Below are 12,582 nucleotides of genomic sequence, written 5' to 3'. Positions count from 1 at the left end.
AGACCGACGACGGAGCCCCGCAGACCGCCACGAGCGGCCCACGCGACCCCGTCCGCGGCTGACCACAGTCCCGTCCGCGACTGACGACAGTCCCGCCCGCGGCTGACCGTCAGCCGATCCACAGGTCGTACCGTCAGGGTGTCGACCTAGGTGTAGGTCAAGCCGTTGTTGCTACCCCCGGCGGTGGTCACACTCACCGCCGCCGGACCAGCCGCCGCCCCCGCGGGCACGGTGACGCTGAGCGAACTGTCAGTGGACAGACCTGATCCGCTGAGGGTGCCGGTGTTGCCGTCGGCCAGCGGGCCGGAGGTCGTGCCCAGCGCGGACTTGCCCGGGCGCCGACGTAGAGGAACGGCACCGGATGGCTGGTCCCGCCCGGCGTCCTGGCCGTCACCCCGACGGTGGCAGTGACGGACGGGGGTCAGGTGCCCTGGGTCGGGAGACCGGAGTGATGTTGGTGGCCGACTTGTTGGCCCCGCACCGCCGATACGCGCAGCCGGTCGTGTCGGCTGCGGACAGCGGCAGCAGTCGCCCACCTGGGCCGCCCCGGTGCGGCACCGCTGTAGCCACCATCGCCGAGCCGCCTGGTGACAGACAGCCGGCGGGGCGGTGGGCTCGTCCGGTGGGTCAGTAGACCGGCGACGCCGTGGAACGTGGCGTCGGTGGCGAAGGCCGTCGTGCCGTCGTTGCGGACCAGCTTGATCGCGAAGTTCTCCTGCTTCATGTAGAGCCGGGAAGGTTGACCGAAGCGAACGACACTCCGTCGGGTTCGGACAGGCCAGGCCGCAGCCGCCACTGCGCGTCCGAGCAAGCAGCGTTTCGCCGGGACGGCGAGGAATGGGGAACCTACGGTCGTACTCATGCAGCGGATGAGAACCACGACTTGGATCCCCTCGCTGACCAGCGCCCGCCACGCCTCATGGCTGGAGCTGCTTTTCGACCTCGTGGCGGTCGCCGGCGTCGCCCAGCTGGCCCACGTACTGCATGACGAGCCCAGCGCGCACGACGTCGCTGTCTACATCGTGCTGTTCGTGGCCTTCTGGACCGCGTGGCTGTCCAACACCCTCTACGGCAACGTGGCCGCCGACCGCACCCGGACCCGGGCACCCTGCTGCTGGGTATGTTCGCCCTGATCGTGATGGCTGCGGCGGTGCACGGCGTGGAGGAAGGGCGGCGGGCCAGGGCGTTCGCCATCACTTACGTCGCGGTCCGCCTCCTCGCCGGTCGTGTTTGGGAACAGCGGCACCAGATGGTGGGGGGCTGGCTCGCCGCACTCCTCACCGCGTGAGTGGCGCCCTGGATCGCTTCCATCTGGGCCGAGGAGTCCTCACGTCTGTGGCTGTGGGCATCTGGTCTGCTGATCGACCTGACCATCACCGCCGCCGCTACATCTCGCAGGAATCCCGACCGTTCGGAACGACATGGCCCGCCCGACATCCACTCCGTACCACCGCGTAAGTCCACCGGCCCCGGACCGTCGCCCACCGCCGACTACAGGACCACCGCGCGCATCGATCCGGAACACCTCGCCGAACGACTCGGACTGTTCACCCTCATCGTCCTGGGCGAAGGCGTGTATCAGCTCGTCGATGCGGCTTCCGACACCCGCTGGAACCGCGACCTCTACCTCACCGCACCTGCGGCCTTCCTCACACTCACCCTCGTGTGGTCCCTGTCCCTGCGCCGCGGCCACAACGGCATCCCTTTCCTCAGCCCGCATGTGCCGGCCTCGGGAACGATTCTGGTCCTGCACTGCTGCACCACCGGCGCTCTGGCCGGACTCGCTGTCGGCCTCGGCACCGCCATCGCGCACAGCGGCGGCCCTCTGCCTGCATCCAACGGCTGGATCATGGCCGTCGAGCGCCGGCACCTACCTCCTCGTCGCTACAGCAGTGTGCCTTCGCACCACCCCACGGCCCCTGACCTGGATGGGGGCCTGTGCCCTGCCCACACTGGCGCTGTGTGCCATGGCCGCCATCACCGCCGATTCCGGGCCCGCCACCCGTCGAGTGTGGCTGATCACCGCGTCCATCGCCGGGCTGTCCACGTCCGAACGAGCCCTCACACCCCGCCCGAGACAGTGACCTACCTGCACGCAAAGGGCTTGATAGCAGTCACCGCATACACCGCGGCCGACAGTCGGATGGCGTTCTCTGCCGCTCAGCCGTGGGAGGAACGGCCAGCTCGACAAGCGCGCGTCGACACAGGCCAGGGCGGTCGCTACCGCTGCGGCCGGTTCACAGGCGAGCAGGTGAAGGTCGGGCTTCGGGCAGATCATCGCGACGACCGTCTCGTTGGGGCTCTGCGCCGTCGCGCGCCAGGCGGCCGAGGACGGCCTGCCGGTGAAACCCGTCGGCAGCGGCCACTCCTTCACCGCCGCCACCGGGACCGAGGGGCCCCCGGTGGAGGATGCGGATGCCGGTAAGGCGGTCGGGTCTCAGCACTTCACCGTGGAAGCGGGCACACGGCTCAGAGACCTGGACCTCGCCCTGGCCCGGGAATGCCTGTCCCCCACCAGCACGGGCGACACCGTGGAGCAGACCGTCACCGGCACGATCTGCCGGGGCACTCATGGCGCCGGCCGCAGCCCGGCCGCGAACGCGGCCCGGACACGCGACCCTGTACCGGCGACGGCAAACGGCTCCCCCTGCCGAAGAAGCAGCGCGCTGGGGCACGGCCGGCCGGGAGGGGAGTTCGGCAGTTCAGTCATGCGGCCATCACGTGCTCGGGTCGGAGTCTTTGTCGTTTCATGGCAAGAGGGGATGCCGGGCGGGTGGCGTCGGGAGATAGGTTGTCGGCCATGAGTTCGATCTTCGAACACGAGCAGCCCGCTCGGCGGTTGGCAGGCAAAGTCGTCGTCGTCACAGGAGCGGCCCGCGGACAGGGCGCGGCCGAGGTTCGGGCGCTGACCCGAGCCGGTGCCATCGTGGTGGCCACCGACGTACGTCCCGAGAGCGATGGATGCCGGCGGCTCGACATCAGCAGCGAGAGCGACTGGGACCAACTGGCCACCGAACTGAAGGACACGTACGGCCACATCCACGGGCTGGTCAACAACGCGGGGATCATCGAGAGGAAGCGGCTCGACGACGTACGCCCCGAGGACATGGCACATGTGCAGGCGGTGAACACCACCGGACCGTTGCTGGGCATCCAGCGTCTGTCCCCGCTCATGCCGCCCGGCTCGTCCATCGTGAACATCGGGTCGGCGACCGCCCTCACCGGCTACTACCCCGTCGCCTACACCGCGAGTAAATGGGCACTGCGTGCCGTGTCGAAGATCGCGGCCACGGAACTCGGGCCGAAAGGGATCAGGGTCAACACCGTGCTCCCCGGCTACATCGAGACCGAGATGACCGCCCAGGCCACACAGGCTTTTCGTGACGCGACCCTCAGGGAGACACCGCTGGGCAGGAGCGGGACGGTCGATGACATCGCCCCGCTCGTGGTGTTCCTGCTGTCGGACGAGTCGTCCTTCATCAGCGGTGCGGAGATCACGGTCGACGGGGGGCTCACGGCGCACGGCGGCGTCAAGTCCATCTCGGACGCCCTGAAGAGTTGAGGAGCTTGAACGGTCCGATGCCCCGACGGCTTTGACGTGGGGAGAAGGGCTGCGCCGCTCGACCAGTGTGGGCAAGGACGTTGGCGAGCGTGCGGCTTTCCCTTTCGGGACTGCCGCACGCTCGCGGGCCTTTGGGGTCGCGTTCTCGCGACAGGCGGTCAGGGACGGGTCAGTTGAGGGTCCACTTCTGATTGGTGGCGTTGGCACAGTCCCAGATGATGACCTTGGTGCCGTTGGCGGTGCCGCTGTTGCGAGCGTCGAGGCACTTGTTGCCGTAGACGACGAGTTCCCCGCGCGAGGGCTGCGTGATGGTGTGGTTACGCCCCCCGAGCAGTCCCAGAGCTGCGCCTGGATGCCACCGGCGTAGGTGTTCTTGTCGATGTCCACACAGCGGTGGGAGGCGCCCCCGGCAAGGGCGGTGCCGTCAGTGCCGGGGATACCCTGGACACGGATGGCGGAGGCGCGGGGTGGCCCGTCTCTACGGAACCTCGCCCCGTCTGACGTCACTTCAGGATTCCCTGCGTATTCTCACGTGCCCGACTGCCGGTGGTCGAGGTGAAGGTGAGCCGGTTCGGGGTGGCGCCGACTGCTATGGGAGTGCGTGAGGTCCTGCGCGCCGGGGCTGGTCGGGAGGTGCTGCGGGAAGCAGTGCCTTCACGTGCTGCCAGGCCCCTTCGACGGTGAGCGTGGTGTCGCCCGTCAGCAGGGCCACGCTCAGCCCGTCCATGAGGGCGACCACGCGCTGCGTGAGCGGTTCGACGTCGTCGGTCAGCTCGCCGAGGATCCGGGCGATCGCCTCACGCCAGGCCGCATCGAACTCGAGCTGAGCCTCCCGCAGGGCGGGCTCGTGCATCACCCGCGGCCACAGCTCGGCCCACAGCAGCCAGCGGGGGTCACCGACGGCACGAGGGAAGTTGAGCACGCACAGGCGGTGAAGCCGCTCCTCGGCCGAGCCGCCGGACTCCAGCACGAGGTCCCGCTGCCCGGCCAGCTCGTCCTCGCTCCAGCGGAGCAGCTCGAGGAGCAGACCGCTCTTGCTGCCGAAGTAGTAGGAGAGGTGGCCGGCGCTCGTGTCCAGGCGACGCCCGAGCTCGGAGAGGCTCAGGTCGGCCAGGCCGCGCTCGACGAGCAACGCCCACGCCTCCTGCATGACCCGCTCACGCGGATGCTCCAGCCGGCGATGTCGCCTCGACTTCTGGTCGGTCACCCCTTGACTCTAGCCACGGCGCGCCCCACAGTTACGCCCAACCCGGTTTTGAAAGGCTTTCAATTCGAGGAGCGCATCATGGCACCGAACCCTGCCAAGACGACCGCCGAGCCTCCCTCCGACCCGTCAGGCCGCGCGCAGGGACAGCTGAAGCCGGTGCTCGGCGTGACCGCGGTGATCCTGCTGACCGTCTCGTGCATCACGCCGGCCTCCAGCCTTTTCATCATCGTGCCGCAGCTGCTGGCCACGCAGGGCTCGGGCGTCGTCCTCACGCTGCTCCTCGGCGTCGTGGTCTCCCTCGCCGTCGGCGCCTGCTACGCCGAACTGGGCACCCGCACCCCCAGCTCAGGCGGGGAGTACGCGATGATCACCCACACGATCGGGCGCACACTCGGCTGGCTCACCTTCGTGCTCACCGCCGCCCTGCTCGTGATCATCCCGCCGATCATCGCGCTCGGCACCGCGGACTACCTCAGCTCGATCGCCCACCTCGACCGGGCCGCCACCGGTGCGGCCGTGATGCTGCTGGCCACGTGCACGGCCGTCCTCGACATCCGCGCGAACGCGTTCGTGACCAGCTGCTTCCTGGCCCTGGAGGTCCTCGCGGCCGCAGCGGTCGCCTTCCTCGGCTTCACGCACGCCCAGCGTCCCGTGGGCACCCTGATCCGGCCGGAGGCGCTGACCGGGGGAACCCTTTCCCCGTTCACGCTCGGCCTCCTGCTGTCCGGACTCGTCGTCGCGATGCTCATCGTCAACGGCTTCGGCACCGCCTCCTACCTCGCCGAGGAGATGATCGAGCCCCGCCGTGACGTGGCGCGCGCGGTCTTCGGCTCGATCCTCATCGCCGCCACGGTCATCGTCGTGCCGACAGCCGCCGCCGTCCTGGGCGCCCACTCGCTCCAGGACCTCGGGGTCCAGGGCTTCCCCGACCTCGTCGAGGCCTGGGCCGGACCCCGCACAGCCGCCGCCGTGAACGCCGCCATCGCACTGGCGATCCTCAACGCGGTCATCGTGATGGTGCTGCAGAACGGCCGCGTGATGTATGCGTCGGGACGCGACCGGGCATGGCCCGCCCCGGTCAACTCGGCACTCACCCGCCTGCATCCACGCTTCCGCACACCGGTCGTGGCGACACCGGCCGTGGCACTGCCCGGCGCCGCCCTCGCCTACTTCTTCGACATCGAGTCCCTGCTCGGGATCACCGGCGTCATCGTCGCCGCCGTATACCTGCTGCTCGCCCTCGGAGCGCTCGCCGCCCGCCGCACACCGCACGCCGGCTGGAAGATGCCGCTGTGGCCGCTTCCTCCCCTGTTGGTGATCATCTCCCTGACCTACGCGGTGTCCCGATCGGCCCCGGTGGACCTTGCCATCACCACCGGGATCATCGTCGCCGCGCTCGGCTACGAGGTGCTCTACCTGCGCCCCCGCCGCGACACCCGCTTCCTCGTGGACGCGAGACCCGACCGGTGAACCGCCAACAGGCCCCCACCCGCCCCGGCCGGAGGCCACCCGCACACCACCGACCCGACGGCCGTACCGCACACCGACAAGCCCCCAAGGCGCGGCACCCCGCACGCCAGGGACCGCCATGCCGAGGCCGAGCCGCAGCGACACCGCTGACCCGCCCGCGCGGATCATCGACACGGCATCGGCCGCCTCGAGCACGAGGACATGAAAGTCCATCAAGGATCGCGCAATCCACGAAGGGACCACTGTGAAGACGAGTCAGCTCGACAGCCTCGACCCCGAGCTGCGGGCACCGCTGGAAGAGCTTCTTGGGAACTACCCCGGCGGGGTGTACGCCATCGAGGACCTGGCGGAGCGCAGGCGCATCGACGCCCTGCACGCCGCACAGATGAACGAGGCAGTCAGGGCGGCCCAGACCTGCTCCACCGAGGACGTACAGGTGCCCGGCCCGACGGGGTGCGCACCGGTGCCTCTACGCATATACCGGCCCAGGGTTTTCCAGCCGGCCTCGCCCGCCGTGTTCTTCATCCATGGCGGCGGGATGTGCCTCGGCGACCTCGACTACGAGCACGCAACAGCGGTGAAGATCTGCGAGGAACTCGGCGTACTCGTCGTCTCCTCCGGCTACCGCAAGGCGCCCGAACACCCGCACCCGGCACAGGTCGACGACTGCTACGCCGCCCTCTGCTGGATGGGTGACAACGCGCCATCCCTAGACTTCGACCCAGAACGGCTGGCCATCTTCGGAGGCAGCGCGGGCGGCAATCTGGCCCTCGCCACCGCCCTCAAAGCGCGTGACTTCGCAGGACCCGCCCTCGCCTACATCATGGCCCTCTACCCGATGGTCGACCACCGCCACACCACCCCCTCGGCCCACCAGATCACGGACATCGGAGTGTGGGACCGAAAAACCAACATCGAAGCCTGGGAATGGTTCCTCGCCGGAAAGACACCCGACGGATACGCCGCCCCCCTGCACGCCGAGGACCTGACCGGACTACCGCCCACATTCATCGACGTGGGAACCGCCGACGCCTTCCGGGACGAGGACATCGCCCTCGCGCAGCGGCTCCTCGCCGCCGGCATCCCCACAGAGCTGCACATCTACCCCGGCGTCTACCACGCCGCGGAACACTACGCACCCGACGCGGAGGCGGCACACCACATGTGGACGGTCCGCATACGAGCCCTCCGCAAAGCCCTCCGCATACAACCCACCCCCACCGACACCGACAGCCAGGGCAACGGCAACGGCAACGGACACCACAACTGACCACCACCGGCCCGAAGACCCCCACCGGGACGAGCGTCTTCCCTTGAGGCACCCAGTCAGACCGACTTCGGATGGAACAACAGCAAGCCGTACTCCCCCGCACGGCAAGACCATCAACGCAAGCGAACCAGCACACAATCCCCCGCGTCCCTGAGACGCGGCACCGCATTGAGGCCGTGACACCGCGCTGCTGAGGCGCGGTACCGAGCCAACCATCTGGTCCTGTCCCCGAGGTGGACCGCTCGCCGAGCTCAACGCCATGGTCGACCGGTGGGGGCAGGACGGCGACGCCCGCGGCGGCAGTCAACTCGCGTCGGTGCGTGGCGACGGGAGTGCGGCATCGCGCACGGTCGCGATGTTCGCGCGCTTGGACACGCCCTTCTTGTTGATGATGGGTCAGGAACAGTCCTCCCCCTTTCGGGGGGAAGCCGTCCTATGAACGTGCGGTGAGCAAGGGCAATCCGCTTCTCTCGACCTCGCGCCCTCCGAACGGATCGCGGAACATGCCCTGTTGATCGCCGAGCTGCCCGAGATCGCCCCCGGAAGGGACAGCCACCCGCCGATCGGGCGACTCCATGCCCAGCCGCTGCGACAGCCGCACCCACGCTGCCCGGGCCTGCTCAGCCACGGCAGCGGGGCCGGCTGCGGCCGTTTCCTCGTTGCGGGCACGCACCCCGACGTTCAGCGCGGAGTCCGGCAACGACGTATCCGCGAGCCGCGCGTAGTACCGAACCGGTGACACCGGCTCAGCGCCGACCACCTGACCGTCGAGGAACCACTCGACCTGTAGGACGCTCCGTGCAAGGTGACCGGCCAGCCCACCCACCGACATCCCGGGGAGCACGGACTCGGTCTCTCAGCATCCGGGCTACCTGCTCTGTGGCCAGCAGGTGCACCGCCTTCTCGGCCGCCTGCAGGTAGGTCTTCCGGATCTCAACAGTCATTCGGGCGTCGTCGCAACCTCAACATCACAGCCGCTGACAGGTCCACGTTGTGGATCGACCCGCCGCCCCGGCCGCCTGGAGAACTCGCCCATGCGGGGCGTGTGGTGGCGCGGGAGCGGGCGGGCCCCACCGGCTCGCAACGAAGTCCACCGGGTTCCCGCGAGGCCACGGAGCCCGTGTCAGGCTGCAGTTTCTTGGTGGGCCCTGGATGCGGCCAGGGCCGCCGCTCGCCGGACCGAATCGGCGGAGGCGGACAGCAGCGGCAGCCGGACGGCCGGGCTGGGTATACGGCCCTGAACGTGCAACACCCCCTTGGTCACGGCCGGGTTCGGCTCGGCGAAGAGCGCGGCGGACAGCCGCGCCAGCTCGGCTCCCAGTCTGCGGGCCGGTCCGGCGGCGTCGCGCTGCCACAGCGAGATGAGCTCGGCAAAGTCAGCGGTGCGGACATTGGCCGAGGCCAGGATGCCGCCGCGGGCGCCCGCCGCGAGCAGCGGCGAGATGACGGCGTCATCGCCGCCGAGCACCGTGAAGCCCGGGACAGGCGAGCCGAGCAGTTCCATCGCGGATGCGTCGATCACACCGGTTGCGTACTTGACCCCGACGACCTGCGGCAGGTGGCCGAGCGCGGTCAGCGAGCTGGCGCTGAGGCGCTGACCGGTGCGGTACGGGATGTCGTAGACGACCAGCGGCAGACCCCCGTGTTCGGCGAGTGCCGTGAAGTGTGCCAGCGTTCCCGCCTCGCCGGGCCGGGTGTAGGGCGGCGTGGGAACCAGCGCCGCGGCGACATCACCGCTCTGAGCGAGCTCTTGCAGTGTCGTGATGGCGGCGGCGGTGTCGTTCGTGCCGACGCCGACGATCAGTGGGGCGCCGTATGTCCGGCAGGCAGCCGAGCAGATACGGACCACGGCCCGCTTCTCCTCGGTGGTCAGCGTGGCCGCCTCCGCGGTGGTGCCCAGGGCGACGAGTCCGCGAGCGCCGCCGACCAGCGCCTCGTCGGCGAGGCGGGCGAGCGCGTCCGGGGCGAGGCGCAGGTCGTCGGTGAACGGGGTCACCAAGGGGACAAACAGGCCGGTGAGGTTCGCTTCGGGCTTCATGCGCCCAGCCTGGCCGACACAAACCCAGTAGATCCAGTTCATGTTTCTACGCTTATACGTAAGCTCACCTTATGCTTGATGTCCGACGTCTCCACCTGCTGCGCGAACTGGACCGACGCGGCACCATCGCTGCCGTCGCCGAGGCACTGACCTTCACCGCCTCGGCCGTCTCCCAGCAGCTGAGCGTGCTTGAGCGCGAGGCGGGCGTACCCCTGCTGGAACGAAGCGGCAGACGGGTGGTGCTCACCCCCGCGGGCCGCACCCTCGTCACCCACGCCGACGCCGTCCTCGAACGCCTCGAACTGGCGGTCTCCGAACTGGCCGGGGCACGCGAGGGCATCGGCGGGCCGCTGCGGATCGGAACGTTTCCCTCCGGCGGCCCCGCGATCGTGCCCGCCACGCTGGCGGAACTGGCCCAGCGGCATCCCGCGCTGGAACCCATGGTGCAGGAGATCGACTCGACGCGGGTCTCCGACGGCCTACGCGCCGGCGAACTCGACGTGGCCCTCGTCCACGACTACGACTTCGTGCCCGCGTCCCCGGACACCACGGTCGACCAGGTGCCCCTGTTGGAGGAGCCGATGTACCTGGCCACGGGCGCCGCCATCGACACCGATCCCGCAAGAGACAGCGCCACCCGCGGTGACACGCTGGCGGAACTGCTCGGACCGTGGGCCACGACCCCATGGATCACGGCCCGGGACGGCACGACCGGTCACGCGATGGCTGTGCGCGCCTGTCAGGCGGCTGGTTTCCAGCCGCGCATCCGCCATCAGGTCAACGACTTCCGTACGGTGCTGGCACTGGCCGCCATCGGGCAAGGCGCCGGATTCGTACCGGAGATGGCCACGGCACGCACCCCCGAGGGCGTGGTCCTGACCCGGCTGCCCCTCTTCCGCCGCTCGAAGGTCGCCTTCCGGGCGGGCGGCGGCACTCACCCGGCGATCGCAGCATTCGTGGCAGCGGCGCGAACAGCGGTGGGCGCCACGGGCCTCACTTCCTCCAGGCCCACCAGGACGCCGGCACCCTCCCGAAAGCGGGAGTGAGCGTCGCCTCCGGCGGCAACGCCGGTCTCGCATGCGTGTGCCGGTGGGCCGCCCGCCAGCAGGGCGTACCCGCGACGGTGTTCGTGCCCGAGACCGCCCGGCAGTGAAGGTGGCCGAACTCCGCGACTGCGGCGCCGAGGTCCCGCTCGTCGGCTTCGAATACGCCGAAGCCCTCACCGCCTGCCATGCCTACGCCGCCACCACCGGGGCTCAACCAGCGTCGCCATCGCCTCCAACGAGTCCTTCTCCGGCTGGACCAAAACGTCAACGGGGCAAGCTGGTCGGAAGTCTCAAGGTGCTGGAGTGGCGGCGTTTCGAGGCACTGTCGCGTTGTACGGGGCAGTCGGGGTGGTCGTGCCCAGTAGTGGAGGTTCCCTGGGAGGCGGTGGCTTTCACGACGTTCACGATCACGTGGCCCAGGGCGTCCAGGAAGGCCAGTCCGCTGCAACCCCGGCGGGCCGTGGCGTCGTCCGAGACCGCTGTGGTCATCCTGAATCTGCCTTCCCAACCGAAGGTGGGCGCCGGTCGGTCGCGCAGACAGGACATCGAAGGGGCTTCGCCCAAGCTCCCATCAGGTCATGTTCCGCCCGGCCGGAGCCATGAGAGCAGGTCGCGGCAGCCGGGCAGAACAGTCGCATGACCGCCCAGCAGGACGTCAATCCGTGCCCGAGCCACGAACATCAGGACCTGCCCAGCAACATCAATGTCAGTGCCCCGCCGTAGGGTGCATCGGGCATGGCCTGTCACCGGCCGCACCCGCAGTAGTACGCCACCCCACCGGCCCCGGACGGCCGGCCGGAACCTGAAAGAGAGCAACATCCCGCCGTGTTTCAAGAGACCCCCATCTTCAGCCGCCTCGTCGACGAGCGTGGCGACATCCCCGCCCAGGTACGCGGTGAAGCCGAACGCATACGCCGCGACCTCGCACGGGTGATGCCCTGGCCCCCCGTGTCCGATCTACCCGCCCGCACCATGCCAGACCGTGGCAGGCCCTGATTCTGCGGGCGCCCTTCGTTCCCGACTGCCCGGGACCGGCGTGCTGTGGTCGGGGGTTGAGGAACACCCGTGTCAGATCGTGCGCGTAGTACGTCGGCCGGATGGGCAGCGGACGAGGCAGGGTCGAGCGGCGGCTCGCTGTCGACAGACAGCCAGCCGCCCGCCGTCGACAGGCAGGACGGCGCCGTGGATCGGTTCAGCCGCCTGCCGGTACGATCCTCTTTCCGGCCGCTGCGGGGCGCGGAAGGCTCGGGATGGGCCAGGCCGGGTTCCACCGCCAGGCCGACCACGAGGCGGCATCGGCGAACGGGCCAGAGCGTTCCTCGAGCATCGCAAGGGCCCGGTCGCGGGCAGAGTCCACGGCTTGATGCTCGACGTCGGTGACGATGCCGAGCCGCCGCACGTGCGCGTACTCGTCTTCATCCTTCCACCGCCAGCTGCTCAGGTCCGAGGAGACGACCAGATCGACGGTCAGGTCGAAGGTGTCGAACCCGTCGCCAGTACGGACGATAGGGCGCTCGAAGTTCACGTCCCAGTTCCGCAGGCCTCCGTCGGTGTAGAAGGCGTTGACGCTGAACCACGCCGCCGGCGGCTTCCACAACAGCAGTTCGGTCTCCTGCCACACGGCGGCCTCCAGCTCGCACGCGCCGCTCGCCATCGCGTCGAACGCCTCGGTGCGCATCGCACGGTCGCCTATGCACGGGCCCTGAGGTACAGGGCGGACCAGCGGGTCTCGGCTCCCGGCGAGCAGGCGGCCATCAAGGCCTCACTCGTATCGGCGACGACGCGCAAGGCGTGCTCGCTCCACACCCGGCCGGGGCCGTACACGTCGCGCCGGACCACTGTCTGTCCCATCTCGAAGCTGTGCACCCGATCCTCCTACGCCGCCGGGCGCCCGGCGCGGCCCGTGGCCAGGGGTTGAGAGCCAAGGGTACGGAGCAGGTCCCGCCACGGGCCTTCCGTTCATCGGTTCCCTTAGAGGTCCTAACAGAA

General features: G+C 69.5%; 13 protein-coding genes and 3 pseudogenes. 9 read left to right on the top strand and 7 right to left on the bottom strand.

The genetic code is table 11. The features are described from left to right. Nucleotides 1-421 precede the first annotated feature (421 nt). A pseudogene (locus AOK23_RS51750) lies at nucleotides 422-777 on the bottom strand (AbfB domain-containing protein). Between the two features lie 83 nt (nucleotides 778-860). Between AOK23_RS51750 and AOK23_RS31045 the strand changes: the two are divergent. The 5 genes and pseudogenes from AOK23_RS31045 to AOK23_RS31040 all read left to right on the top strand — a co-directional run bounded on the left by AOK23_RS31045 (nucleotide 861) and on the right by AOK23_RS31040 (nucleotide 3,562). Continuing rightward, nucleotides 861-1,133, top strand: coding sequence for a low temperature requirement protein A (locus AOK23_RS31045; protein WP_055715897.1), 273 nt, complete (start codon nucleotides 861-863; stop codon nucleotides 1,131-1,133). Continuing rightward, a complete protein-coding gene (locus AOK23_RS48150; RefSeq protein ID WP_157878206.1) occupies nucleotides 1,121-1,288 on the top strand; it encodes a hypothetical protein in 168 nt (55 codons plus the stop codon). Before AOK23_RS31045 ends, AOK23_RS48150 begins: the two co-directional genes overlap by 13 nt. After that, nucleotides 1,289-1,846: pseudogene (locus tag AOK23_RS52070) on the top strand (low temperature requirement protein A); the annotation flags it as partial. Between the two features lie 448 nt (nucleotides 1,847-2,294). Continuing rightward, a complete protein-coding gene (locus AOK23_RS52065) occupies nucleotides 2,295-2,804 on the top strand; it encodes an FAD-binding protein (protein WP_420823767.1) in 510 nt (169 codons plus the stop codon). After that, entirely contained in the window at nucleotides 2,801-3,562 is a 762-nt protein-coding gene (locus AOK23_RS31040) for an SDR family NAD(P)-dependent oxidoreductase (RefSeq protein WP_055715896.1), read from the top strand. The genes AOK23_RS52065 and AOK23_RS31040 overlap by 4 nt, the downstream gene beginning before the upstream one ends. Nucleotides 3,563-3,731: 169 nt before the next feature. Here AOK23_RS31040 and AOK23_RS50520 read toward each other — a convergent pair whose 3' ends face one another. Both AOK23_RS50520 and AOK23_RS31035 read right to left on the bottom strand, forming a co-directional pair. Further along, entirely contained in the window at nucleotides 3,732-3,872 is a 141-nt protein-coding gene (locus AOK23_RS50520; RefSeq protein ID WP_240496648.1) for an RICIN domain-containing protein, read from the bottom strand. Nucleotides 3,873-4,151: 279 nt separating this feature from the next. After that, a complete protein-coding gene (locus AOK23_RS31035; RefSeq protein WP_240496647.1) occupies nucleotides 4,152-4,769 on the bottom strand; it encodes a TetR/AcrR family transcriptional regulator in 618 nt (205 codons plus the stop codon). 78 nt (nucleotides 4,770-4,847) lie between these two features. On the opposite strand from AOK23_RS31035, the gene AOK23_RS31030 reads away from it, so the two are divergent. Both AOK23_RS31030 and AOK23_RS31025 read left to right on the top strand, forming a co-directional pair. Further along, nucleotides 4,848-6,239 (top strand): APC family permease, encoded by a 1,392-nt coding sequence (locus AOK23_RS31030; RefSeq protein ID WP_055715894.1) that lies wholly within the window; start codon nucleotides 4,848-4,850, stop codon nucleotides 6,237-6,239. Nucleotides 6,240-6,483: 244 nt separating this feature from the next. Next, nucleotides 6,484-7,509: an alpha/beta hydrolase gene (locus tag AOK23_RS31025; protein ID WP_063791432.1), complete on the top strand. Its 1,026-nt coding sequence runs from the start codon at nucleotides 6,484-6,486 to the stop codon at nucleotides 7,507-7,509. A gap of 433 nt (nucleotides 7,510-7,942) precedes the next feature. Here AOK23_RS31025 and AOK23_RS31015 read toward each other — a convergent pair whose 3' ends face one another. Together AOK23_RS31015 and AOK23_RS31010 are read right to left on the bottom strand one after the other, a co-directional pair. Then, nucleotides 7,943-8,353 (bottom strand): maleylpyruvate isomerase N-terminal domain-containing protein, encoded by a 411-nt coding sequence (locus AOK23_RS31015; RefSeq protein WP_055715892.1) that lies wholly within the window; start codon nucleotides 8,351-8,353, stop codon nucleotides 7,943-7,945. A 279-nt stretch (nucleotides 8,354-8,632) separates the two neighbouring features. Next, nucleotides 8,633-9,589 (bottom strand): dihydrodipicolinate synthase family protein, encoded by a 957-nt coding sequence (locus AOK23_RS31010; protein WP_206336329.1) that lies wholly within the window; start codon nucleotides 9,587-9,589, stop codon nucleotides 8,633-8,635. Between the two features lie 29 nt (nucleotides 9,590-9,618). Between AOK23_RS31010 and AOK23_RS31005 the strand changes: the two genes are divergently transcribed. Continuing rightward, nucleotides 9,619-10,593 carry a LysR family transcriptional regulator gene (locus AOK23_RS31005; protein ID WP_055715890.1) on the top strand — a complete coding sequence of 325 codons (975 nt, stop codon included), beginning with the start codon at nucleotides 9,619-9,621 and terminating at the stop codon, nucleotides 10,591-10,593. Continuing rightward, nucleotides 10,542-10,804: pseudogene (locus AOK23_RS45800) on the top strand (pyridoxal-phosphate dependent enzyme); the annotation flags it as partial. The gene AOK23_RS31005 and the pseudogene AOK23_RS45800, both read left to right, overlap by 52 nt. A gap of 981 nt (nucleotides 10,805-11,785) precedes the next feature. On the opposite strand, the gene AOK23_RS31000 reads toward AOK23_RS45800, so the two are convergent. Beyond that, complete coding sequence (locus tag AOK23_RS31000) at nucleotides 11,786-12,271, bottom strand: DUF402 domain-containing protein (protein WP_240496646.1); 486 nt, start codon at nucleotides 12,269-12,271, stop codon at nucleotides 11,786-11,788. 11 nt (nucleotides 12,272-12,282) lie between these two features. Further along, complete coding sequence (locus AOK23_RS50515) at nucleotides 12,283-12,444, bottom strand: hypothetical protein (RefSeq protein ID WP_240496645.1); 162 nt, start codon at nucleotides 12,442-12,444, stop codon at nucleotides 12,283-12,285. Nucleotides 12,445-12,582 lie beyond the last annotated feature (138 nt).

Source organism: Streptomyces torulosus (assembly GCF_001419765.1).
GTDB lineage: Bacteria > Actinomycetota > Actinomycetes > Streptomycetales > Streptomycetaceae > Streptomyces > Streptomyces torulosus.
The sequence above is the reverse complement of the archived record's forward strand: the minus strand, read 5'-3'. Positions and strand labels throughout refer to the sequence as shown.